23 protein-coding genes are annotated in these 25142 nt (G+C 32.6%); 19 read left to right on the forward strand and 4 right to left on the reverse strand.

Features of this window, described 5'->3' with window-relative positions:
• Positions 1 to 77: 77 nt before the first annotated feature.
• The 14 genes from nusB (at position 78) to MHB47_RS06800 (ending at position 14045) form a co-directional block, all read left to right on the forward strand.
• Positions 78 to 464 (forward strand): transcription antitermination factor NusB, encoded by a 387-nt coding sequence (gene nusB / locus MHB47_RS06735; protein WP_002507522.1) that lies wholly within the window; start codon positions 78 to 80, stop codon positions 462 to 464.
• 14 nt (positions 465 to 478) lie between these two features.
• Positions 479 to 1816 carry an exodeoxyribonuclease VII large subunit gene (xseA, locus tag MHB47_RS06740; protein ID WP_340755802.1) on the forward strand — a complete coding sequence of 446 codons (1338 nt, stop codon included), beginning with the start codon at positions 479 to 481 and terminating at the stop codon, positions 1814 to 1816.
• On the forward strand, positions 1809 to 2045 hold the full coding sequence (locus MHB47_RS06745; RefSeq protein ID WP_002507524.1) for an exodeoxyribonuclease VII small subunit: 237 nt from the start codon (positions 1809 to 1811) through the stop codon (positions 2043 to 2045). Before xseA ends, MHB47_RS06745 begins: the two co-directional genes overlap by 8 nt.
• On the forward strand, positions 2035 to 2916 hold the full coding sequence (locus tag MHB47_RS06750; protein ID WP_340755804.1) for a polyprenyl synthetase family protein: 882 nt from the start codon (positions 2035 to 2037) through the stop codon (positions 2914 to 2916). Before MHB47_RS06745 ends, MHB47_RS06750 begins: the two co-directional genes overlap by 11 nt.
• Before the next feature lie 342 nt (positions 2917 to 3258).
• Positions 3259 to 3711 (forward strand): transcriptional regulator AhrC/ArgR, encoded by a 453-nt coding sequence (gene ahrC / locus MHB47_RS06755; RefSeq protein WP_002507526.1) that lies wholly within the window; start codon positions 3259 to 3261, stop codon positions 3709 to 3711.
• A gap of 21 nt (positions 3712 to 3732) precedes the next feature.
• The gene (gene recN / locus MHB47_RS06760) at positions 3733 to 5412 is read left to right on the forward strand and encodes a DNA repair protein RecN (protein ID WP_340755806.1); all 1680 of its coding nucleotides are present in this window, start codon (positions 3733 to 3735) and stop codon (positions 5410 to 5412) included.
• A gap of 52 nt (positions 5413 to 5464) precedes the next feature.
• The gene (locus tag MHB47_RS06765; RefSeq protein ID WP_340755808.1) at positions 5465 to 6361 is read left to right on the forward strand and encodes a phosphate acyltransferase; all 897 of its coding nucleotides are present in this window, start codon (positions 5465 to 5467) and stop codon (positions 6359 to 6361) included.
• Positions 6362 to 6624: 263 nt separating this feature from the next.
• Positions 6625 to 7686: a butyrate kinase gene (gene buk, locus MHB47_RS06770; protein WP_340755810.1), complete on the forward strand. Its 1062-nt coding sequence runs from the start codon at positions 6625 to 6627 to the stop codon at positions 7684 to 7686.
• A gap of 10 nt (positions 7687 to 7696) precedes the next feature.
• Positions 7697 to 9118, forward strand: coding sequence for a dihydrolipoyl dehydrogenase (gene lpdA / locus MHB47_RS06775; RefSeq protein WP_340755811.1), 1422 nt, complete (start codon positions 7697 to 7699; stop codon positions 9116 to 9118).
• Between the two features lie 15 nt (positions 9119 to 9133).
• Positions 9134 to 10132 carry a thiamine pyrophosphate-dependent dehydrogenase E1 component subunit alpha gene (locus MHB47_RS06780; protein WP_340755812.1) on the forward strand — a complete coding sequence of 333 codons (999 nt, stop codon included), beginning with the start codon at positions 9134 to 9136 and terminating at the stop codon, positions 10130 to 10132.
• A complete protein-coding gene (locus MHB47_RS06785; RefSeq protein WP_002512442.1) occupies positions 10125 to 11108 on the forward strand; it encodes an alpha-ketoacid dehydrogenase subunit beta in 984 nt (327 codons plus the stop codon). Before MHB47_RS06780 ends, MHB47_RS06785 begins: the two co-directional genes overlap by 8 nt.
• 12 nt (positions 11109 to 11120) lie before the next feature.
• On the forward strand, positions 11121 to 12389 hold the full coding sequence (locus MHB47_RS06790) for a dihydrolipoamide acetyltransferase family protein (RefSeq protein WP_340755814.1): 1269 nt from the start codon (positions 11121 to 11123) through the stop codon (positions 12387 to 12389).
• Between the two features lie 213 nt (positions 12390 to 12602).
• A complete protein-coding gene (gene brxB, locus MHB47_RS06795; protein ID WP_002507534.1) occupies positions 12603 to 13040 on the forward strand; it encodes a bacilliredoxin BrxB in 438 nt (145 codons plus the stop codon).
• A gap of 12 nt (positions 13041 to 13052) precedes the next feature.
• The gene (locus MHB47_RS06800) at positions 13053 to 14045 is read left to right on the forward strand and encodes an aromatic acid exporter family protein (RefSeq protein WP_340755816.1); all 993 of its coding nucleotides are present in this window, start codon (positions 13053 to 13055) and stop codon (positions 14043 to 14045) included.
• Between the two features lie 160 nt (positions 14046 to 14205).
• Here the strand turns inward: MHB47_RS06800 and prli42 are convergent, their stop codons facing one another.
• Complete coding sequence (prli42, locus tag MHB47_RS06805) at positions 14206 to 14304, reverse strand: stressosome-associated protein Prli42 (protein ID WP_002512439.1); 99 nt, start codon at positions 14302 to 14304, stop codon at positions 14206 to 14208.
• A gap of 219 nt (positions 14305 to 14523) precedes the next feature.
• Here prli42 and MHB47_RS06810 point away from each other — a divergent pair, with 219 nt between their 5' ends.
• From MHB47_RS06810 to MHB47_RS06825, 4 genes are all read left to right on the forward strand, one after another.
• Positions 14524 to 15660 (forward strand): M20/M25/M40 family metallo-hydrolase, encoded by a 1137-nt coding sequence (locus MHB47_RS06810; protein WP_340755818.1) that lies wholly within the window; start codon positions 14524 to 14526, stop codon positions 15658 to 15660.
• A gap of 68 nt (positions 15661 to 15728) precedes the next feature.
• Complete coding sequence (gndA, locus tag MHB47_RS06815) at positions 15729 to 17138, forward strand: NADP-dependent phosphogluconate dehydrogenase (protein WP_002507537.1); 1410 nt, start codon at positions 15729 to 15731, stop codon at positions 17136 to 17138.
• Between the two features lie 303 nt (positions 17139 to 17441).
• Complete coding sequence (locus MHB47_RS06820; protein WP_340755821.1) at positions 17442 to 18458, forward strand: LacI family DNA-binding transcriptional regulator; 1017 nt, start codon at positions 17442 to 17444, stop codon at positions 18456 to 18458.
• A gap of 1 nt (position 18459) precedes the next feature.
• Positions 18460 to 20109 (forward strand): glycoside hydrolase family 13 protein, encoded by a 1650-nt coding sequence (locus MHB47_RS06825; protein ID WP_340755823.1) that lies wholly within the window; start codon positions 18460 to 18462, stop codon positions 20107 to 20109.
• A 78-nt stretch (positions 20110 to 20187) separates the two neighbouring features.
• On the opposite strand, the gene MHB47_RS06830 is transcribed toward MHB47_RS06825, so the two are convergent.
• Both MHB47_RS06830 and zwf read right to left on the reverse strand, forming a co-directional pair.
• The gene (locus tag MHB47_RS06830; RefSeq protein WP_340755825.1) at positions 20188 to 21060 is read right to left on the reverse strand and encodes an AraC family transcriptional regulator; all 873 of its coding nucleotides are present in this window, start codon (positions 21058 to 21060) and stop codon (positions 20188 to 20190) included.
• 290 nt (positions 21061 to 21350) lie between these two features.
• Positions 21351 to 22835 (reverse strand): glucose-6-phosphate dehydrogenase, encoded by a 1485-nt coding sequence (gene zwf / locus MHB47_RS06835; RefSeq protein WP_002507541.1) that lies wholly within the window; start codon positions 22833 to 22835, stop codon positions 21351 to 21353.
• Positions 22836 to 22985: 150 nt separating this feature from the next.
• Here zwf and rnz point away from each other — a divergent pair, with 150 nt between their 5' ends.
• Entirely contained in the window at positions 22986 to 23906 is a 921-nt protein-coding gene (gene rnz, locus MHB47_RS06840) for a ribonuclease Z (RefSeq protein ID WP_002507542.1), read from the forward strand.
• A 283-nt stretch (positions 23907 to 24189) separates the two neighbouring features.
• Here the strand turns inward: rnz and proC are convergent, their stop codons facing one another.
• Entirely contained in the window at positions 24190 to 25005 is an 816-nt protein-coding gene (gene proC, locus MHB47_RS06845) for a pyrroline-5-carboxylate reductase (protein ID WP_002507543.1), read from the reverse strand.
• Positions 25006 to 25142: the final 137 nt, after the last annotated feature.

Consider the following 25142-nt stretch of genomic DNA (forward strand, 5'->3'; position numbering starts at 1 on the left):
ATAACGAATATTTTAATGTATTTGTTATTACCTTTCTCAAATGATTTATAAAAATACAATGCTTGAAGGAGTTTATAATGAGTCGAAAAGAATCCAGAACACAAGCCTTTCAAACTCTTTTTCAACTTGAAATGAAAAATAGCGAATTAACAATTGAAGAAGCAATTAGTTTTATTAAAGATGAAAATCCAGACTTAGAATTCGATTTTATCAACTGGTTAGTAACTGGAGTAAAAGATCATGAAACGATTTTAGATGAAAAAATCCAACCACATTTAAAAGATTGGACACTAGACCGTTTATTGAAAACAGATCGCATTATCTTAAGAATGTCTACTTTTGAATTGTTACATAGTTCAACACCACAAAAAGTAATTATAAATGAAGCTGTTGAGTTAGCGAAACAATTCAGCGATGATGATCATTATAAATTTATCAATGGTGTATTGAGCAATATTGAATAAAAGAGTGATATAAAATGGCAGACTATTTAAGTGTTTCCGCATTAACTAAATATATTAAATACAAATTTGACCAAGACCCACATTTACAATCTGTATTGATTAAAGGGGAACTGTCTAACTTTAAAAAGCATAGCAGTGGTCATCTTTATTTCAATGTTAAAGATAAAAGCAGTGTCATTAGTGCAATGATGTTTAAAGGCAATGCTTCTAAAATTGATTTCGATCCTAAAGAAGGTGATGAAGTACTATTAGAAGCACGCGTTTCTGTTTATGAACGTAGAGGGAATTATCAAATCTATGTTAATAAAATGCATATTGACGGGGTAGGTAATTTATATCAAAAATTAGAACAATTGAAAAAGAAATTAACTAAAGATGGTTTTTTTGATCAAAATCATAAAAAGTTAATCCCTAAATTCCCCCAAAAAATAGCAGTGTTAACTGCAGGTACTGGAGCAGCAATTAGAGATATTCATACAACGATAAATAGTCGATATCCACTAGCTGAACAAGTTCAAATTAATACTTTAGTACAAGGTGAACAAGCTAAAAATGATATAGTCGAAAAGATACAACAGGCTGATCAATTAAATGTTGATACAATTATCATAGGTCGTGGTGGTGGTTCTATAGAAGATTTATGGAACTTTAACGAAGAAGATGTTGTGAAAGCAATATATTTTTGTGAAACACCAATCATATCCGCTGTTGGACATGAAACTGATTTTACATTAAGTGACTTCGTAGCTGATGTGCGTGCTGCTACACCAACACAAGCAGCAGTAATGGCTACACCAGATCAATATGAATTACGTCAATATTTAAAGCAAACGAACCTTTCACTCACCCGTTTTATCAAACAACATATGCAACAACAAAGAAAACACTTGGAACATGTATCTTCATATTACAAATTCCAAACACCAACTTTGTTATATGACCAACAAATTCAAAAACGTGATGACTTAGAAAAGCAGTTAAGCCTATCAATGAATTTGAGAATTAAAAATGAACAGCAACAATTACAACTATTAACTAATAAATTTAACTTGAAGAATTTCAAACAAAATATTAATAGGGAACAATTAACAAATAATCAAAAGCGTATAGATTTAAATAAAGTCATGAATAATTTTATTACCAATCAGCAAAATAAGCTTACTAGTAAACTAGAAAGCTTAAATAATCTCAGTCCAACAAACACAATGTTACGTGGCTATACAATTGTGAATAAAAATGATGATGTAATAACGAGTACGAATGACTTAGCTGAAAATGATAACATTGTATTAACGATGAAAGATGGCGTTGTTGATGCACAAGTTAAGAAAGTAAGGTGTAAAGATGAGTAATAGTAATTCACAAAGTTTTGAAGAAATGATGAAAGAACTCGAAGGCATCGTTCAAAAACTTGATAATGAAAATGTTTCATTAGAAGAATCGTTAAATTTATATCAACGTGGTATGAAATTATCTGCCACTTGTGATGAAACATTGAAAGATGCTGAAAAGAAAGTTAATGAGCTCATGACTGATGAAAATGTTGAAAATGAGGAGACGATTGATAACGATGGCGAATAACAAGATGAATAATTTAATAGAAGAAATTAATCAAAAGTTATCTACAACTGTTCCAGAGTCTTCACTCAACACTAATATTGAAGAAAGTATGCGTTATTCTTTAGAAGCAGGCGGTAAACGAATAAGACCTGTCTTATTATTATTAACTTTAGATATGTTATCAAATGAATATAAATCCGGATTATCATCTGCCTTAGGTTTAGAAATAGTTCACACATATTCATTAATTCACGATGATTTGCCACCGTTAGACAATGATGATTATCGTAGAGGAAAACCTACAAATCATAAAGTTTTTGGCGAATGGAAAGCGATACTTGCTGGAGATGCGCTACTTACCAAAGCCTTTGAAATCATTACCAATGACACTAGTCTAACTGATACAGTTAAAATCAAACTGATTAAACGTTTATCTTGTGCGAGTGGGCACTTAGGTATGGTAGGTGGTCAAGTATTAGACATGCAAAGTGAAGGCTCATCTATAGATTTAAATACACTCGAAAAAATTCATAAAGCTAAGACTGGTGAGTTACTTAAGTTTGCGGTTATGGCTGCAGTAGATATTGCAGAACCAGAGCAAGCTGTGGCAGATCTGTTAGAAACATACAGTGAACATTTAGGTTTAATGTTTCAAATTAAAGATGATTTACTGGATGTCTATGGCGACGAAACAAAATTAGGCAAAGCAGTAGGTAGTGATATTGAAAATGATAAAAGTACTTACGTATCTTTATTAGGTCAAACTGGCGCAGAAGAGAAGCTGAAATTTCACGCTGATGCTGCATATCAGTGCTTAAATGAATTGCCAGAATCATATAATACTCAAGATCTTGAAAGTATTATTGAATTATTTAATAATCGGGAATCATAATACGACACTTTAGATAATTATTTATAACGTTTTCTATCTTTAAATATTGCTCAGTAGAAGAAAACAATTAACGGCTCAAGAAATCATGCTACGTATATGTAGTGTGATTTTTTATTGATTACATATATATTATTCAATAATTATTCATCAATTCAATAATTTCTTTACATAATACACTAAATTTTCACAACAATTATATGTATGCTTTATAGTGACATTTTACTGATATATAGCATAATTAACGTAATATATTTAACGATATTTCGAATTAACTTTAGTAGTAGAATTCACATGCTTGTGGTAAAATAAATGTATAAATATTCGTTTATAGAGGTGCTATACATGGCTAAAAAATCAGTGAGACATATAAAGATACGAGAAATTATTTCAAATGAAAAGATAGAAACACAAGATGAATTGGTAAAGCGTTTAAATGAGTACGAATTGAATGTAACTCAAGCAACAGTTTCAAGAGACATTAAAGAATTACAACTTATAAAGGTACCGACTCCTGCAGGACAATATGTCTATAGTTTGCCAAATGATCGAAAATATCATCCTTTAGAAAAATTAGGTCGATATTTAATGGATTCTTTTGTAAACATTGATGGAACAGGCAATTTACTAGTTCTAAAAACATTACCAGGCAATGCTCAATCAATCGGTGCAATTTTAGACCAAATTGACTGGGAAGAAGTTTTAGGGACTATTTGTGGTGATGATACTTGTTTAATTATCTGTAGAGATGATTCTGCGAGCGAAAAAATTAAGACACGCATCTTTAATTTATTATAAGTATAAGGAAGTGATATAAGGATGCTACAAACTTTATATATTAAGCAATTTGCAATCATTGATGAATTAGAAGTGCATTTTGGTGAGGGCTTAACAGTATTAAGTGGTGAAACAGGCGCAGGAAAATCTATCATCATTGATGCAATTGGTCAACTCATTGGCATGCGTGCTTCTTCAAATTATGTAAGGCATGGTGAAAAGAAATCAATTATTGAAGGTATCTTTGACATCGATGAAAGTAAAGAAGCTATTTCCATTTTACGTGATTTATCAATTGATATAGACGAAGATTTTTTATTAGTTAAAAGAGAAATCTTTAGTTCTGGAAAAAGTATGTGTAGAGTTAATAATCAAATTGTTACACTACAAGACTTGCGAAAAATAATGCAAGAATTGTTAGATATACATGGTCAACATGAAACGCAATCATTATTAAAGCAAAAATATCATTTACAATTATTAGATAATTATGCAGAGGATACATATAAACCTTTGCTTGATGATTATGTATCTACTTTTGATCAATATAGAGCTAAAAAGAAAGAGCTTGAAGATTTGGAAACTGCAGATCAAGCACTACTTCAGCGACTAGATTTACTTAAATTTCAATATGAAGAATTACAGGAAGCACAATTAACGGATGGAGAAGTTTCACAACTTGAAACAGACATTAAACGCATTCAAAACTCTGAAAATTTAAGCTTAGCTCTAAACAATGCACATCTAACATTAACTGATGAACATGCAATTACCGATCGTTTGTATGAGTTAAGTAATCAACTTCAGTCAATTAGTGATATCTTACCTGATAAATATGATCGACTTAAAGAAGATGTAGATCAATTTTATTACACCTTAGATGATGCGAAACATCAGCTATATGATGAACTCACAAATACTGAATTTGACGAACAATATCTTAATGAACTAGAAGCTAGAATGAACGTATTAAATAGCTTGAAACGTAAATATGGTAAAGATATTAGTGAACTCATTGTCTATCAAGATAAATTGGACGATGAAATCAACAAAATTGAGAATTACGAAGAGAGTACGTCACAATTACGTGAAGAAATAGAATCACTTTATGACAAAGTTTTCAGATTAGGTAAAAAATTATCTCAAGAACGTCGTGTTGTAGCTCAGTCGCTGCGAGATAATATTGTGGATGAAATTCAAAACTTACAAATGAAGGACGCGAACTTAGAAATTTCCTTTAAACCTTTAGATACACCTAACCGTGAAGGCATTGAATTTGTAGAATTTTTAATTAGTCCTAATAAAGGTGAACCACTTAAAAGCTTAAATAAAATCGCTTCTGGAGGAGAATTATCTAGAATTATGCTGGCGCTCAAAACAATCTTTGTAAAAACAAGAGGTCAAACAGCTATTTTATTTGATGAAGTAGATTCTGGTGTTTCAGGTCAAGCAGCACAAAAAATGGCTCAGAAAATGAAAGACCTAGCACAACACATACAAGTAATCTGCATTTCTCATTTACCACAAGTAGCTACAATGAGTGATCAACATTTATTTATTAGTAAAACTTCTAAAGATGATAGAACTACTACTCATGTTAAAGAATTATCCGGTGAAGAACGTATTGATGAAGTAGCAAGAATGATTTCCGGAGCTAGTGTTACTGAGCTTACGCGTCAAAACGCTAAGGAAATGATAGAACAAAATCATCTTAATGATTAATAATGCGAACGTATAAATACTACTTTACTTATATGGAAAGGTGTTGGTTTTCATGCAATATCAACATTTAATTAATCCGACTACAACTTTAAAGGGTAATATAGCCATTTTATATGCAAATGATGAAAAGATGCTCTCAGTCGTGACAGAAGCACTAACTTTAACAGATATAGAAGTGTTCTTATATGACACATATGATTTAACTGAAATCATAAGATCTTTTAATATAGATGCACGATTATTAAACAGAATTCACATTTATACATTTGAAGATGAAAATGAATTATTTAAACAATGTGCACAAGATTTATCACGCGGAAAAGTTTCGATATTAATGAAAGGTGATTTAACGTCTTCCTCATTATTATCTTTTGTTTTAAGTAATAAAAATTTCATAGAAAATCATGGTTTTCTAAGTCATGTCGCATGTTTTGATATACCGAATTATCATAAAACATTAATGATGAGTGATGTTGCTTTAAACATTTCACCTACAGTAGAAGAAAAAAGACAAATTATTAAAAATTTATCGCTATTTAGTAAGGCATTAGGTTATGAACAGTTTAAAGTAGGTTTATTATCATCTGTCGAAAAAGTTACAAGAAAAATATCATCTTCTACAGATTCTGAAAAAATCAAAAATATTTTTAATAGAGATCGGGATGATTATTTAATTGTTGACGGTCCTCTAGCTTTTGATAACGCGATAAGCATGGAAAGTGTTATTAAGAAAAATATTAAGTCTACTGTAGCTGGTGACGTAGATGCATTGCTTGTATCACATATTGATGTTGGCAACGCGTTATACAAATCATTCACATACTTTGCTGATGCACGTGTAGCAAGTCTAGTTTTAGGCGCAAAATTTCCAATTGTACTTACTTCTAGAGCTGATAATAAACAAAATAAACTCGATTCATTATTGTTAGCCCTAAAAGTTTTAAATTAACCTTGCTATGAAAGGCTCATTTTTCTTGTTGCAATAAAAAATAGGTTATTAATTTTATATTTTGTCTATTTGATGTAAAATATAAGTGGATATTATAAATAGTTTAATATAAGCCTTTTATATGCAATGACTTTTCAATATTGACTACTTATTTCAAATTTGAATCTTGTAAACTAGCCGTTGCATAATAATAAATAAACTATGTTCTCTTAGCAGATAGAGTTAATACTTTCTATTTTATTTTCAATAAAGAAGGTGAGGCAATGTCTCAAATTTTAGTGCTTAATTTAGGTAGCACATCTTCTAAGGTTGCTATTTATACAGATGCGTATTGCAAGTATAATGACACAATACGGCATGACCTCGAAATTACTTCCTTAAATCTGATAGAGCAAATCAAACATCGACGATTTGAAATTGAACGTTTTGTAAAAAAAGTAGCTGACGTGAAATTTAGTGACTTTGATGGCATTGCGTGTAGAGGCGGATTATTAAAACCTATAAGTGGTGGTGTCTATGCAATTAACGAAATGATGTATAATGATCTTCGGACATTTAAATACGGCGACCATGCATCTAATTTAAGTGGTGTTATCGGTTATGAATTAAGTCAAGATCTTCAAATACCTGTTTTTACAATTGACCCTGTAGTTGTAGATGAATTGATGGATATTGCTAGAGTTACAGGTATCAAAGGCATAAAACGAAGGTGTATTTTTCATGCATTAAACCAAAAAGCTGTTGCAAGCTTATATGCAAATTCATCCGGTAGAACATATAAACAAGTTAACGTTATTGTTGCGCATATGGGTGGTGGTATAACTGTTGGAGCACATAAACAGGGTGTTGTCGTTGATGTGAATGAAGGCTTGCTAGGCGAAGGTCCTTTTAGTCCTGAACGTGCAGGTTCGATACCAAATGATTTGTTATATGAATATGGCTATAAACGCAATTTTACACCACAAGAAATGAATCACTTTTTGAGCAAAAAAGGTGGTTTTGTTAATATGTTTAATACAAATGATTTAAAAGGGTTATCACATAAATATGAATCAGATAATGATGTAAAACTAGCGTTTGATGCTTTAGCATATCAAGTCGCGAAGGCGATTGGCGAACGCGCAATCGTTTTTAAAGGAAACGTTGATCAAGTCATCCTTACTGGAGGACTGAGTTATAATAAAACACTAACATCCTTAATCCAATCTTATGTCGATTGGATAGCACCAGTAACAATTTATCCCGGTGAAAAAGAAATGGATGCTTTAGCGACTCGCACATCGCTTGTTTTAGAAGGTATAGAAAGTGCTAAAGTTTATAGTTAGGAGTGCAAGCATGTCAGAAGAAAAATATGATTTAGTAATATTAGGCGGAGGTACAGCCGGTTATGTCTCGGCAATCCGAGCATCTCAACTTGGCAAAAAAGTTGCACTTGTAGAAAAGTCATTACTTGGAGGCACTTGTTTACATAAAGGATGTATCCCGACAAAAGCACTTTTAAAATCAGCAGAAGTTATGCATACAGTTAAAAATTCAAGTGAATTTGGCATTGATATAAACGATTTTAAATTGAACTTTTCACGCGTTCAGGAACGTAAACATGAAGTCGTAAATCAAATGTTTAACGGTGTGAAACATTTAATGGACCATAATAAAATAGATGTATTTAATGGTACGGGTCGTTTATTAGGACCTTCAATATTTTCACCACAAAGTGGTACTGTTTCAGTGGAATTTGAAGATGGTGAGTCAGAGTTAATCCCTAATAATAACGTGTTGATTTGTACTGGTTCTCAACCAATGGAACTACCATTTTTGCCATTTGATCATAATGTCGTCCTATCTAGCGACGATATTTTAAATCTTGAGCATCTACCAAGTTCTATCGCAATTGTTGGAGGTGGTGTAATTGGTTTAGAATTTGCATCATTACTTGTAGATTTTGGTGTCGATGTATCAGTGATTGAAGCTGGAGAACGTATTCTACCAACTGAAAGTAAATCAGTAGCAAAAGTATTAAAACAAGAATTAACTGAGCGCGGCGTAATGTTTTATGAAAATACGCAACTAGGTGAAGAAAATATTATAATTGATGAAAATAAAATTGCAATAACACTGAATGATGCATCAATTACATTCGATAAGGCTCTTGTTTCGATAGGTCGTAAACCGAATACGGATGATATCGGACTAAACAATACTAAAATCAAGCTGACTGATAAAAACCATATCACCGTCAATGAATATCAACAAACTGAAGATAAGCATATTTACGCTGCTGGTGATTGTATTGGTAAATTGCAACTTGCACACGTGGGTTCAAAAGAAGGGATCACCGCTATCGAACATATGTTTGAATCATCGCCACTACCGGTAGATTATCTAAAAATGCCAAGATGTGTTTATAGTAAACCTGAAGTAGCGAGTATTGGCAAAAATATAGAACAAGCTAAAGCAGAAAATATTAAAGCACGTGCAGTAAAAGTGCCGTTTAAAGCAATTGGTAAAGCGGTAATTGAAGAAACAGGAAATCAAAGTGGTTTTTGTGAAGTCGTAATCGATCAAGAAAATGATACTGTATTAGGACTGAATATGATTGGACCTCATGTTACAGAACTGATAAATGAAGTATCATTATTCCAATTTATGAATGGTTCAACATTAGAACTTGGTTTAACAACCCATGCACATCCTTCTCTTTCTGAAGTACTAATGGAATTAGGATTAAAAGTTGAGAATAGATCGATTCACGTTTAATAAGGAGGCAATAAAATGTTTGATTATAAATCAGTAGGCTTAGAAAAAGAAGACCTACAAGCAATGTACAAATGGATGGACTTAGGTCGTAAAATAGATGAACGTATGTGGCTACTAAATCGTGCAGGCAAAATCCCCTTTGTCATTAGCTGCCAAGGACAAGAAGCAACACAAATAGGTATGGCTTACGCTATGCAAAAAGGTGATATTTCGTCACCTTATTATAGAGATTTAGCACTTGTAACTTATTTAGGTATGACACCACTAAATTCTATGTTAGCTGCTTTTGGTAAACGTGATGATATCAACTCGGGTGGAAAACAAATGCCTTCTCATTTTGGTCAAAGTGACATAGGCATCCTTTCTCAAGGTTCTCCAGTAGGAACTCAAATTTTACACGCTGTTGGTGCTGCTTTATCCTTGAAAATGGATAAGAAACCAAACATAGCAATGACAACTGTCGGTGAAGGCAGTTCAAACCAAGGTGATTTTCACGAAGGTTTGAACTTTGCAGGAGTACATAAATTACCGTTTATTTGTGTAATCGAAAATAATAAATACGCGATTTCAGTTCCTGATTCACTTCAATATGGTGCTGAAAAACTTTCTGACCGTGCCATTGGCTATGGAATACATGGTGAGCATGTGGATGGAAATGATCCAATAGCTATGTATAAAGTAATGAAAGAAGCTAGAGAACGCGCTTTAAATGGTGGTGGGTCAACACTTATTGAAGCTATGTGTACAAGAATGACTGCTCATTCATCTGATGATGATGATAAGTATCGTCCAAAAGAAGAGCGTGATGAACTTAAATCTTTAGATTGTAACCTTAAATTCAAAGCATTTTTACTTGAAGAAGGTTTTATTGATGAAGACTGGTTAAATGATTTAGAGAAAGAACATAAAGAAATAGTCAATCAAGCAACTAAAGAAGCTGAGCAAGCACCTTATCCATCAGCAGAAGAAACTTATACGCATGTTTATGAAGAAGGAGGCTCAAACAATGGCTAAATTATCCTATTTAGAAGCCATCCAACAAGGGCTAGACCAATCAATGGAAAAAGATAACGACGTTTTCGTATTAGGAGAGGATGTCGGCAAAAAAGGTGGCGTATTTGGCGTCACTTTAGGATTACAAGAAAAATATGGTGAAGCGCGTGTATTAGACACACCTTTAGCAGAATCTAATATAGTTGGTACAAGTATAGGTGCTGCAATGTTAGGTAAACGTCCTGTTGCTGAAATTCAGTTTGCTGATTATATTTTACCAGCTACAAACCAAATCATTAGTGAAGCTGCTAAGATGAGATACCGTTCCAATAACGATTGGCAATGTCCGATTACAATTCGTGCGCCGTTTGGTGGCGGAATTCATGGTGCGCTTTATCATTCGCAAAGTGTTGAAGCGATATTTGCATCGACACCTGGTTTGACTATTGTTATTCCTTCTACACCTTATGATGCAAAAGGTTTACTATTGTCATCAATTGAGACGAATGATCCAGTGCTCTTCTTTGAACATAAAAAGGCATATCGCTTACTAAAAGAAGAAGTACCAGAAGACTATTATACTGTACCTATAGGTAAAGCGGATGTTAAACGTGAGGGCGATGATATTACTGTGTTCACTTATGGTTTATGTGTAAATTACTGTATTCAAGCAGCAGATATGTTATCTGAAGATGGAATTAATGTAGAAGTTGTTGACTTACGAACAGTTTATCCGTTAGATAAAGAAACAATTATTGAACGTGCTAAATTGACTGGTAAAGTATTATTAGTTACAGAAGATAACTTAGAAGGTAGTATTATTTCTGAAGTATCTGCGATTATATCTGAAAACTGTTTATTTGATTTAGATGCACCTATAATGAGACTTGCGGGACCAGACGTTCCATCAATGCCATTTGCACCAACTCTTGAAGACGAGTTTATGATCAATCCAGATAAGATAAAAATTAAAATGCGAGAACTTGCAGAATTTTAAGGAGGCACAATCATGGAAATTAAAATGCCTAAACTCGGTGAAAGTGTGCATGAAGGAACAATAGAACAATGGCTTGTATCTGTAGGTGACACAGTTGAAGAATATGATCCATTATGCGAAGTCATCACTGATAAAGTGACAGCAGAAGTGCCGTCTTCATTTTCTGGAACAATTAAAGAAATTATAGTAGAAGAAGGCGCAACAGTAGCAGTAAATGAAATCATATGTCTTGTTGATATAGGTGATGAATCTCAGGAAACGAACAACCCAATTACACATCAAGCAACAGAATCTAATGAAGCTCAAGATGTTGCTTCAAATGACATAGATGATAATGTGAATAATGCTTCAAATGAAAATAAACCTAAAAACAATGGTCGCTTTTCACCAGTGGTATTTAAACTTGCTTCAGAAAATCAAATCGAGTTATCTGAAGTGATTGGTACTGGTTTTGAAGGTCGAGTTACGAAAAAAGATATTGAAAAAGTAATTAAAGAAGGCACTAACAAAACGCCTTCAACAGTTGTAGCACCTAAAGATTCACCTAAAGTTACAAAACAAGCGTATTACAATGAACCTTCTCCAGGATCATCAATTCCAGTTAATGGCGTTCGTAAGCAAATCGCTCAAAACATGGTAAATAGTGTTAATGAAATACCACATGCATGGATGATGGTAGAATCGGACGCTTCAAATTTAGTGAAAACACGTAATTATCATAAGCAAAACTTCAAAGATAGCGAAGGATATAATTTAACTTTCTTTGCATTTTTCGTAAAAGCTGTTGCAGAAGGCTTAAAAGCGTATCCACTGTTAAATAGTAGCTGGTCAGATTCAGAAATTGTTATGCATAAAGATATAAATATTTCTATAGCTGTCGCAGATGAAGACAAATTATATGTTCCTGTAATTAAAAATGCAGACGAGAAATCAATTAAAGGTATTGCCCGTGAAATTAATGAGCTTGCTAATAAAGCGCGTAACAAAAAATTACGCTCTGACGATATGCAAGGTGGTACGTTTACTGTGAATAATACAGGCACATTTGGTTCTGTTTCATCTATGGGTATCATCAACCATCCTCAAGCAGCAATATTGCAGATTGAATCTATTATTAAAAAACCTGTCGTAATTGATGATATGATTGCAATTCGCAATATGGTTAATTTATGTCTATCGATTGATCATCGTATTTTAGATGGCCTTCAAGCAGGTAGATTCATGAATTTTGTAAAAACACGTATTGAACAATATTCAATTGAACATACAAGCATATATTAATATATTTAACTCTGTAGAATGAGTGTGAGACTAAAGTTTCACACTCATTTTTCATTTAATTTGCTGAATTAACATATGTTTTATCAACCGTTCACGATATAATTTTTATGAATTTAAGCAATATTATTATATATAATAATCACACATGTTGAAGTATTGCGCATATATTAGTAGAATAAAAGTAATAATTCAGAAATGAAAGGTGACGTTAATATGGATTTAAATTTTGATTTATATATGACTGATGTTGTTAATCAAGCAAGAAATGAAATAGAACAAGCTGGATATGAGCAATTAACATCTCCAGAAGAAGTAGATAAAGTATTACAGCAAGAAGGAACGACACTTGTGATGGTTAACTCAGTATGTGGTTGTGCTGGAGGTATCGCTAGACCAGCAGCAACACATGCTCTACATTACGATAAAACACCTGACCGCCTTGTAACTGTATTCGCTGGTCAAGACAAAGAAGCAACACAACAAGCAAGAGATTATTTTGAAGGTTATGCACCATCAAGTCCATCATTTGCATTAATCAAAGATGGTAAAATTGCCCAAATGGTAGAACGTCACCAAATTGAAGGTCATGACGTAATGGATGTCATCACTCAATTACAAAACACATTCGACACTTATTGTGACGAAAAATAGAGGGACTAACACATGACACGTTTGAATCCATACCGCATCGGATTTAGAACGATAAAGACTGCAATTGGAATGGCACTAGGTATTATTATTGCAAAATTAATCGGTTTAGATAATTTTGCATCTAGTGCCATTTTAGTGGTTCTTTGTATTAAACATACAAAAGTTCATTCGCTACAAGCAATTGTATCTCGTTTTGTATCTTGTCTTATGATACTAGCACTTGGCTCTATTGTTTTTAATTTATTAGGACAAAACGCAATTGTTTTAGGTATTATTGTACTTCTTTTTATTCCTTTAACTGTTGTATTTAAAGTTCAAGAAGGTGTAGTTACAAGTTGTGTTATCTTACTTCATGTTTTCAATGCTAAAACGATTGACATGGATTTATTTTTCAATGAAATTATCTTATTAATTGTTGGCCTCGGCATCGCATTCTTAATGAACGTTATTATGCCAAGCTTAGATAGTAATTTAAAACAATATAAACAACAGATTGAAAATCAATTTACTGAAATTTTTCAAATGTTCAGTAAAGCTAGTAAAAATCCAAATCCCAGCTTAGATATATCCTTTGAAAAGTTAAAAGTTACGATTCGCAAAGCTAAATCAATCGCATTTAGAGATGTTAAGAATCACTATGTTAGAAATGAAAATTCTTATTATCATTATTTTGATATGCGGGAAGAACAGTTAGAACTATTACGAAGAATGGCTCTAATCCTTCAAAATATTGAAACCAAAGATTGCTTATTATCCAAAATATCTAATTTATTTGCTGAAGTAGGAACAAATGTAAATAGTAATGATTATACTGCGTTAAGATTGCATTCGTTATATGAAATTCGAATAGAATTAAATGAATTAGACTTACCTACATCACATGAAGCTTTTCGAACGCGTGCAAACCTATTACAACTTTTAAATGAACTTGAGTCATATTTATTATTAAAATCACAATTTGGATCATTAAGATTACATAATGATTCTAAAATCACAACAACCTAAATATAAAAGCCATACAAAATTCTTATAATTTAAGGATTTTGTATGGCTTTTATTCATTTTTGTAACTGTATTCTTCAACTATGCATATATTAGTGATTTATCGCTTTAAATAATAAAATAACGTTTAGTTAAAAATTGATACTTTCAAAATCCATTATGATTAATTCACTAATGGAACAACGCTTGTCAATACTAGTGCAAGTATAATAGCTACTAACATAACTATAATAATAACTCTTAAAACTTTGTTGTTACTCACAGATGATTCCTCCAAATCTAGAATATGGAATTAAAAAATAGATAAAGCACACTGTAAATATCAATATAATTCAATTACAACACATTCAATTCTAAACTACTTTATAATAATATTATATCATACGAATCCTCTAGAATTGAAACATATTAGTTTTGCTTACGGACACATTTCGTTACACTTAATTATAAAGCATATAAAAAATGGAATGGGGATTTTCAAATGATAAATAAACAACGACTCCTAGCTACTTTTTTGGAATTAGTGCAAATTGATTCTGAGAGTGGGAATGAGATTGAAATTCAACAGTTACTCAAATCTAAATTTGCAAACTTAGGTTTAAAGGTAGTTGAAGACAATGCTGGACAACATGAAAATTTGGGAGCAAATAATTTAATTTGCACATTAGAAGCAACAACAAATGATGACAATATAGATAATATCTATTTCACAAGTCATATGGATACAGTTGTGCCAGGGGTTAATGTAAAGCCAATAGTTAAAGATGATGGTTATATCTATTCAGATGGAACTACGATTTTAGGTGCTGATGATAAAGCTGGATTAGCTACTATTTTAGAATTAATTTACATATTAAACGAACAAGACATAGCACATGGTAAGATTCAATTTGTACTTACTGTTTCGGAAGAATCTGGTTTAGAAGGGGCAAAAGCATTAGATACATCTTTACTCGATGCTAAATACGGCTATGCTATCGATGCAAGTGTAGACGTAGGAACAACTGTTATCAATGCTCCCACACAAATGAAAATCAATACTACAATTCATGGCAAAAAGGCTCACGCGAGTGTACCTAACAAGGGTGTAAGCGCGATTAATATTGCCGCTAAAGCTATAAGTGCGATGAAATTAGGTCAAATAGATGAATATACGACAGCTAATATAGGACGTTTTGAAGGCGGGTCTGCAACAAACATTATAGCTGACAAAGTAACACTTATGGCTGAAGCCCGATCACATTCAGACGAAAGTATAAATGCTCAAGTAGCTCATATGAAATCTGTTTTTGAAGAAACAGCAGAAAAATATGGTTGCTCAGCTACAGTTGAAATTATTAATAGTTATCCTGGCTTTAAAATTTCACAAGATGCCATAGTTACTAACGTAGCTAAAGCCAGCGCAATTGCATTAGGATTAACACCGAACACAGTTATGGCTGGTGGGGGATCTGATGGTAATATAATTAATCAATTGGGTATACCTACTGTCATCTTAGGTGTAGGTTACGAACACATACATACAACTGAAGAACGTATGTCAATTGATGCTTTAAATCTTCTAGCAGAACAGCTTGTAAAAATAGTTGAAATAACTACTCAAAAATCTGAAAACTGATTAAGTGAATATAAGTGATGCTTTGTGATACAATATATGAGAAAACTTTAATAAGAGAGGTTAGTTAAATGACACAACAAATTGGTGTAGTAGGTTTAGCCGTAATGGGTAAAAACCTTGCTTGGAATATTGAATCACGAGGATATAGCGTTTCAGTTTTTAACCGTTCATCTTCTAAAACAGATGAAATGGTAACAGAATCTGAAGGTAAAAATATACATCCGACGTACTCTATAGAGGAGTTTGTGAATTCTCTAGAAAAACCCCGTAAGATTTTATTAATGGTGAAGGCAGGACCAGCAACAGATGCAACAATCGATAGCTTATTACCATTACTAGATAATGATGATATTTTAATCGATGGTGGTAACACTAATTATCAAGATACAATCAGACGTAATAAAGCACTAGCTGAAAGTGGTGTTAACTTCATCGGAATGGGCGTTTCTGGTGGTGAAGTTGGCGCGCTTACTGGTCCTTCATTAATGCCTGGTGGACAACAAGAAGCATTTGATAAAGTTAAAGACATTGTAGAAGCAATCTCTGCTAAAGCTGAAGATGGCGCTGCATGTGTAGCTTATATTGGACCTAATGGTGCCGGTCACTACGTTAAAATGGTACACAATGGTATTGAATATGCAGATATGCAATTAATTGCTGAAAGTTACGCAATGATGAAAGACTTACTTGGTATGTCACATGAAGAAATTTCACAAACATTCAAAGACTGGAATGCTGGTGAACTTTCAAGTTACTTGATTGAAATCACTGGTGACATCTTCACTAAATTAGATGATGATGGTAATGGTCCATTAGTTGAAAAAATCATGGATACTGCTGGCCAAAAAGGTACAGGTAAATGGACTTCTATTAACGCTTTAGAATTAGGTATTCCATTAACAATTATTACTGAATCAGTATTTGCACGCTTTATTTCTTCAATTAAAGAAGAACGTGTGAATGCTTCGAAACAATTAAATGGACCAAGTACTAAATTCGAAGGCAACAAAGAAGAATTCCTTGAAAAAATCCGTAAAGCACTATATATGAGTAAAATTTGTTCATACGCACAAGGCTTTGCTCAAATGAGAAAAGCTAGTGATGACAATGAATGGAATTTAAAACTTGGAGAGCTTGCTATGATTTGGCGTGAAGGTTGTATTATTCGTGCACAGTTCTTACAAAAAATTAAAGAAGCATATGATAATGATACAGAATTACAAAATCTATTATTAGATCCATACTTCAAAGATATCGTAACAAACTATCAAGATGCATTACGTGATGTTGTAGCTACTGGTGTACAAAATGGTGTTCCAACACCAGGTTTCTCTGCAAGTATTAACTATTATGATAGTTATCGTTCAGAAGACTTACCAGCTAACTTAATTCAAGCTCAGCGTGATTATTTTGGTGCGCATACTTACGAACGTAAAGACCGTGAAGGCGTATTCCATACACAATGGATTGAAGACTAATTCACATCTTCATATAACATTATAAAAGACGTGAAGCTACTTCGCGTTTGAAACTACTAGCAAAGTCTACGGACTTTACTAGTAGTTTTTTTATGCAGATTTTCAATAACAGGCTTACTATTACATTGAGTTAGCAATTAATGCAATTTCTAAAACAAAAATTTAATCCATAATTACAAAAAATATCAATCATGTGCAATCGTTTGCACAAATACTTTGACTTTCCTTTTATACTTACTTATCATTATAATTATAGCCTTGAAAACGCTTTACTTATATACAATAGCAAAGGATGACTTAATCTTGATAACTATAAAGGATGTTGCGAAAGCAGCAAATGTAGCACCATCGACAGTTTCACGTGTCATCAGTGGTAACAATCGTATAAGTGATACTACTAGAGGAAAAGTATTGTCGGTAATGAAAGAACTAGGCTACCAACCAAATCATGCAGCTAGGACCCTAGTTACAAAAAAATCTAAAACAATAGGTATCATTCAAAAAAGTGGACATAATGAAACAAGACAAAATCCATTTATCATAGATGTCCTTTCAGGTATATATAAATCATGCAAAGCACATGGTTATGCAACAATATCAACCACAAATGAACAATACGAAAATATAGAATTAGAAGTAAGTCACATGATTTCTTATCATGCAGTAGATGGGTTTATTTTATTATACTCAAAAGAAAACGATGTGATAGAACAGATACTCACTCAACATAGTATGCCATACGTCGTGGTGGGGAAACCTTTACTAGATAAACAAATCATTCATATAGATAACAATAATGTTGAAGCATCTGAGCAATTAACACGTTATCTCGTAAGTCTAGGGCATACTAAGTTCTTATTTTTAGCTGAACGTGGAAATTATGAAGTTGTTAAAGATCGAATCGAAGGATTTACCAATGTCCTTAAACAACATGCACAAAAAGGCCTTATTGAATATTTTGATATGAATTATCAAAGCATAAAATCATATTTTCATCATTTACTCACACATAACGAACTACCTTCAGTCATTATTACATCAGATACGATGCTCAATCATATTGTTCTTAGCGTATTGTATGAATTACAACTTCGTGTACCAACAGATTTACAAACAGCAACTTTCAATGATTCATACTTAACTGAATTTGCAGCGCCACCACAAACTGCAGTCAATATTCATCCTGACTTATTAGGTGAATCAGCAGGCGACGCAATCATTCAATTAATTAGAGGAGAACATATTGTCGATTTTAACAAAGTTATTCCAACAGATATTATCAAAAGGGTATCAACTCAATATTTAAAAAAGGGGCAATAATATGAATAAACAGTGGTGGAAAGAGGCAGTAGCTTATCAAGTTTATCCTAGAAGCTTTAACGATTCAAATAACGATGGCATTGGTGATTTACAAGGAGTTATTGAAAAACTAGATTATATACAAGATTTAGGTATCGATATCATCTGGTTAAGTCCGATGTATAAATCACCAAATGATGATAATGGTTATGATATTAGTGATTATCAAGATATCATGGATGAATTCGGAACGATGGAAGATTTCGATCAATTGTTAGATGGTGTACACCAACGCGGTATGAAGCTCATTTTAGATTTAGTAGTCAACCATACATCGGATGAACATCCATGGTTTATAGAATCTAAATCTAGTAAAGATAATCCAAAACGAGACTGGTATATCTGGAAGGATCCAAAAGCTGATGGATCTGAACCTAATAATTGGGAAAGTATATTTAATGGTTCTACATGGGAATATGATAAAACAACTGGTCAATACTATTTCCATTTATTTAGTAAAAAACAACCTGATTTAAATTGGGAGAATAAAGACGTTAAAGCAGCTGTTTTTAACATGATGAACTGGTGGTTTGAAAAAGGGATTGATGGCTTCAGAGTGGATGCAATTACCCATATTAAGAAAACATTCGAAGCTGGGGATTTACCAGTTCCTGAAGGCAAAACATATGCACCCGCGTTTGACGTAGATATGAACCAACCTGGCATACATGATTGGTTACAAGAAATGAAGGATGAATCCTTAAGTCATTATGATATTATGACAGTAGGTGAAGCAAATGGTGTGAATCCTGATAATGCTGATGAATGGGTCGGTGAAGACAAAGGTAAGTTTAATATGATTTTCCAATTTGAACACTTAGGTTTGTGGAATACGGGCGATATTAAATTTGATGTTAAAGCATATAAAGATGTGTTAAATAGATGGCAAAAAAAACTTGAAGATATAGGCTGGAATGCATTGTTTATAGAAAATCATGATCAACCTAGACGTGTATCTACATGGGGTGATGATGAAAGATTTTGGTATGAGTCAGCTACAAGTCATGCGGTTGTATATTTCTTACAGCAAGGGACACCGTTCATATATCAAGGACAAGAAATCGGTATGACAAATTATCCATTTGAAAGTGTGGAAACATTTAACGATGTTGCAGTAGTGAATGAATATAATATTGTTAAGGCTCAAGGTGGCGATTTAACCGAACTATTAAACAAGCATAAAATGGAAAATAGAGATAATTCTCGTACACCAATGCAATGGACTAATGGTATAAACGGTGGGTTTTCTGAACATGAGCCTTGGTTCCCAGTTAACCCTAATTACACTGAAATTAATGTATCATCACAGCAACAAGATTCAAATTCAATATTGAATTTTTACAAATCTCTTATACAACTAAAAAAATCACATGATATTTTTACGTATGGTACGTTCAATCTGATAGATGCTGAAAATGAACATGTATTTGCTTATATTAGAGAATTAGATGAGAAACGTGTACTTGTAGTAGGAAACTTAACTGATAATTCTGCCACATTGGAATTCAATGAAACGATAAATGAAAATAATATTGAATTGCATAATTACAAAGACAACAAATTGAATTTAAATGCATTACGTCCATTTGAAGCTTTTGTAATAGCTTTATAAAAAATTATTATATTTAAGTCTACAAAAAACCTCTAACGATATTTGAATTATTTTGAATTCAAATTATGTCAGAGGTTTTTATAGTTCGTTGTCATGATATTGTTCTTGATCTACAGGCATCCATAGCTGAACTTTAGTCACAGCATCGTCAAAAGATAATTCCAAGGGATAAACTTCCACATACAAGCTGTTATGCTCATATGGCAAGGTCATTTGAAGACTTGTTTCGATGTAATACCAAGCTTCGTTAATGACATAGTCTAAATCACCTTGTAAGTTAAATTTAGCATATTGTCTTTCAGGTAGGAAACGGCTTTCTAAGTGAGCAGGGTATCTTTCACTTGGTACACCCACAAATATTTCCATGCCTTGATCTAGTGGACAGTTAACTACGAATAACTCATGTGGACTTACATCATTATAACGTTCAAGCTCTTTTATTTTTCCATCGACTAATAAATCTTCTAAAAAATCAGGCACTTTATATGGATTTTCTAATTCATCTGCATCTAAAAATTGATTGTAACCTACTAATGACAAGCCCTGCGTATCTTCTAATCTGTAATTATAAGGTGCAGTTTCTGTTGTTGTCAGTTTTATATAAAGTCTTGGTTGCATTTTAAGTTCTTCGCGTTTGGTATTAACTTGGATGGGTGATACCCCATGAAAATCACTGAAATCATTAGCGAAGGCGTTTGTATCACTATAATTGTATTTTTTAGCTACATCCACTAAACGACTTGAACCACTAATAATCTCTTTTGCTGCTAAAGTCATTCTACGTGACCTCGCATATTCACTTGGAGAATGACCAACAATCATTTTAAATGATTGATCAAGATGATAAGGTGAAAGACCAACGTAATCACTGAGTTCTTGCAAATGAAAAGGCTCTAGCAAATGATCTTCTATAAAAACAATTGCCTGTTGTATTTGCTTGATAACGTCCAAAACTTTCACTCCTAATTTTCAAATGACTCATTCGTCATCATTGCTTTTAAATTTATTGTTGGAAAACGTTAGCATTGTTTACCTAATTAATTATATTCTACATCATTTCACTTATACTTACATCTCAAAAATATTGAATAGAGTAAAATGTAAATAAGTAAAGTTGTAAAATATATGTAATTTACTCAATAGATTAAATCATAACACAAAAAAAGGTTAAGAAAAAAGCAACAACACAAGTGATGTTTTACACTTGTGCTGTTGCCTTATGTTATAGAAAGATAAACATCTTAATGAATATCGTCCCACCAATGGAAACCATCTCTACTTAAGAGTAATTCACTTTCTAATGGACCGTTTGAACCCGCTTCATAGTTAGGGAATTCAGGTTCATTTTGGTTCCATTCTTCTTGTATTGCATCTACAAATTTCCAAGTAGATTTTAACTCTTCCCAATGAGTAAAGTTAGTAGCATCACCATTTAGACAATCAAATAATAAATTTTCATACGCATCGACAGTATTCATTTTATCTTGTGCACTCATTGCATAAGATAATTGAACAGGTTCTGTTTCAATCCCCTGAACATTTTTCTTCGCATTTAAATGTAATGATACACCTTCATTAGGTTGGATGTTGATGACAAGTAAATTTGAATCTAATTTTTTATCTGTTTCATAATATAAATTCATAGGAACTTCTTTAAACTCTACAACGACTTGAATCGTTTTACTCTTCATTCGTTTACCTGTTCTAATATAAAATGGCACGCCAGCCCATCTAAAGTTATCGACAGTCAATTTACCTGAAACGAAAGTAGGGGTTGTGGAATCTTCAGCAACACGTTCTTCATCTCTGTAACGTTTTACTTTTTGACCATCAATTGTACCTTCGTCATATTGACCGCGAACAAAGTTTTGACGAACTTCTTCTGATTCTAATTTACGCAATGATTTGAGCGCTTTAACTTTCTCAGCTCGTATATCTTCACTGTGTAAACTAATTGGTGCTTCCATTGCTAATAATGCAACCATTTGTAACATATGGTTTTGAACCATATCTTTTAAAGCACCACTTGATTCATAGTAACCACCTCTATCTTCAACACCTAATACTTCTGAAGATGTTACTTGAATGTTAGAAATGTACTTATTATTCCATAAAGGTTCGAACATCGCATTTGCGAAACGAAGTACTTCTATATTTTGTACCATGTCTTTACCTAAGTAATGGTCAATACGATAAATTTCTTCTTCTTTAAAAGAACGACGTAATTGTTCATTAAGTTGTTCTGCTGACTCTAAATCAGTGCCGAATGGTTTTTCGATAACTAAACGTTTGAAACCAGTAGTGTCGGTTAATCCAGATGATTTCAAATAATCAGAAATCACACCAAAGAAATTAGGAGCCATAGCTAGGTAGAATAATCTATTACCCTGAAGTTGGAACTCAGTATCTAATTTATTACTCACTTCTAGTAATGATTGATAACTTGCTTCATCACTGACATCATGTTTATGATAAAACACATGTTCCATAAATTTATCAAGATGTTTTGTATCTTTAACATGTTCTTGAATTGATGATTTCACTTGACTACGGAAATCATCGTTTGTTAAGTCTCTTCTACCTATCCCAATGATTGCAACTTGTTCATTTAAGTTTTCTTGTTGATACAAATGGAATAATGATGGAAATAATTTTCTGTGACTAAGATCACCAGTTGCTCCAAAAATTGTTATTAAGCATGGAATATCTTTGTTTCTAGTATTCAAGATCAAAACCTCAATTCTTTTTATAAATCTCTATTTATTATAGACCAATATTCAGTATTGTTCCTACAATTTTGCTCGGAAGTATTTAATTTTAATATATTTTTTATTCTTTTGTGTGATAAAATGTGAACAAGAAGAGGAGGCATATGCATGGAAATCACATTTTTTGGCACGAGTGCAGGTCTACCAACCAAAGAAAGAAACACCCAAGCAATTGCATTAAATTTAGAACCATACTCAAATAATGTTTGGTTATTTGATGTGGGTGAAGGGACTCAACATCAAATACTGCATCATTCAATCAAATTGGGTAAAGTTGATCATATTTTTATTACACATATGCACGGGGATCATATATTTGGTTTGCCCGGACTATTAACGAGTCGTTCATTTCAGGGTGGAGAAGGTAAGCCACTCACTGTAGTTGGACCAAAGGGTATACAACAATTTATAGAGACGGCCTTACAACTATCTGAATCCAGATTAAATTATCCAATCACATACATAGAAATTGAAGAACAATTAAACTACCATCACAACGGTTTTAATGTAAATGCGCATCTATTAAACCATGGTATTACATCTTATGGCTACAGAATTGAAGCGCCTTATACCCCGGGAAAAATTGATGTTCAAGCATTAAAGGATATTGGTTTGGAACCAGGACCTAAGTATCAAGATATTAAAATTAATGAAACTTTTGAACATAATGGATTAATTTATGATTCAAATCAATTTAAAGGTGATGCTGTTAAAGGCCCTGTTATCGCTATATTTGGCGACACGATGCCTTGTAAAAATGAGTTGTTAATTGCTCAAGATGCAACAGTAATGGTACATGAAAGTACTTATATAGAAGGAGATAAAATGTTAGCAAACAATTATCACCACAGTCATATTGACGATGTGTTTGATTTAATTGATGAAGCTCAAGTTGAATATAGTTTAATTACACACATAAGTAATCGCTATACAAAAGAAGAAGTAGAAACGATCAGTCAGTCATTAAAGTCACGAGACACAACACCACCATTCATGTTTGTTAACGATTTTGATTCATGGTCATTTTAGTTACAGTTAATTCAAAATAGTAATATAGATATATAACGAAAGCGTTACTTCTTAATTTAGCAACTTGCGCTTTCAAGTTATCAACAGTGTCTTTAATATAGATTGACAATATGTTACTTCATGTTTTGTGCACGCTTTCCACGAGTTTAGCTGCAAAATAAAGTGGTGAAATATTACGAAATTAAAATAACACTAATTCATATGCAACATGCAATGAATTAGTGTTATTATTTTATATTTATAAATGAGTTAAAATAGCACTTGTATTTATACTTTAGTTTAACTAATCGTCATCTTGACTTGATAATTCAATACTTCTATTAACAGCAGCGCGCAAACAATCTTCGAACACACCTTCAATATCATGTTCTGATAACGCATTTAAGCCTGCTTGGGTAGTGCCACCTTTAGAAGTTATATTTTTTCTCAACTGTTCCATACTCAATTCAGATCGTTCAATCATTTTACTTGTGCCTATAATTAAATTACGGATAGATTCTTCGACTTGAGATTTCTCTAAACCTAGTTGCGTGCCCGCAGTAACATATTGTTCGAATACGTGATATAAAAAGGCTGGACCACTTCCTGTAATCGCAGTAACTTGATGCAAGTTATCTTCAGAAACTTCTATTGCTGAACCAAATGCATTGATTAAATCATCAACTTCTTCTTTAGATTTTGGTCCAAAATTATTAGAAAAACTGATACCTGTTACAGAATGACCTACATGCGCATTTGTATTTGGCATAATACGAGCAATTGGATTATCAGCACCAATTTTTTCGCGAATATAGCTTATTGGTAAACCAGCCATAATAGAAATGAACTTATTATTTTCTGTTACATTAGGTCTAATACGCTCAGATAATACATCAAAATCATAAGGTTTTGTACCTAAAAATACATAATCAGCATCTTTTAATAATGCTTCATCATCATAACTATAATTCACACCTAATTTTTCTGCATAATCTTTAAGTGCAACTTCGTTAGAACGATTTGTTAAATAAATATTGTTAGAATCAATCACTTTTGAATTAACGATACCTGTAAAAATGGCATGAGCCATGTTACCAGCACCATAAAATACTAGTTTCATGTGAATATTTCACTTCCTCTTAGTTTTTATGTTTCTATACTAACATAGATTTATAATATAACTAATATTTATATTATATACATGACATACCATAGCCATTTCAATTATACTAACTGTACATTGACAAAGGGTAGGGA

This window comes from Staphylococcus sp. FSL K6-3157, from assembly GCF_038005145.1.
GTDB lineage: Bacteria > Bacillota > Bacilli > Staphylococcales > Staphylococcaceae > Staphylococcus > Staphylococcus equorum.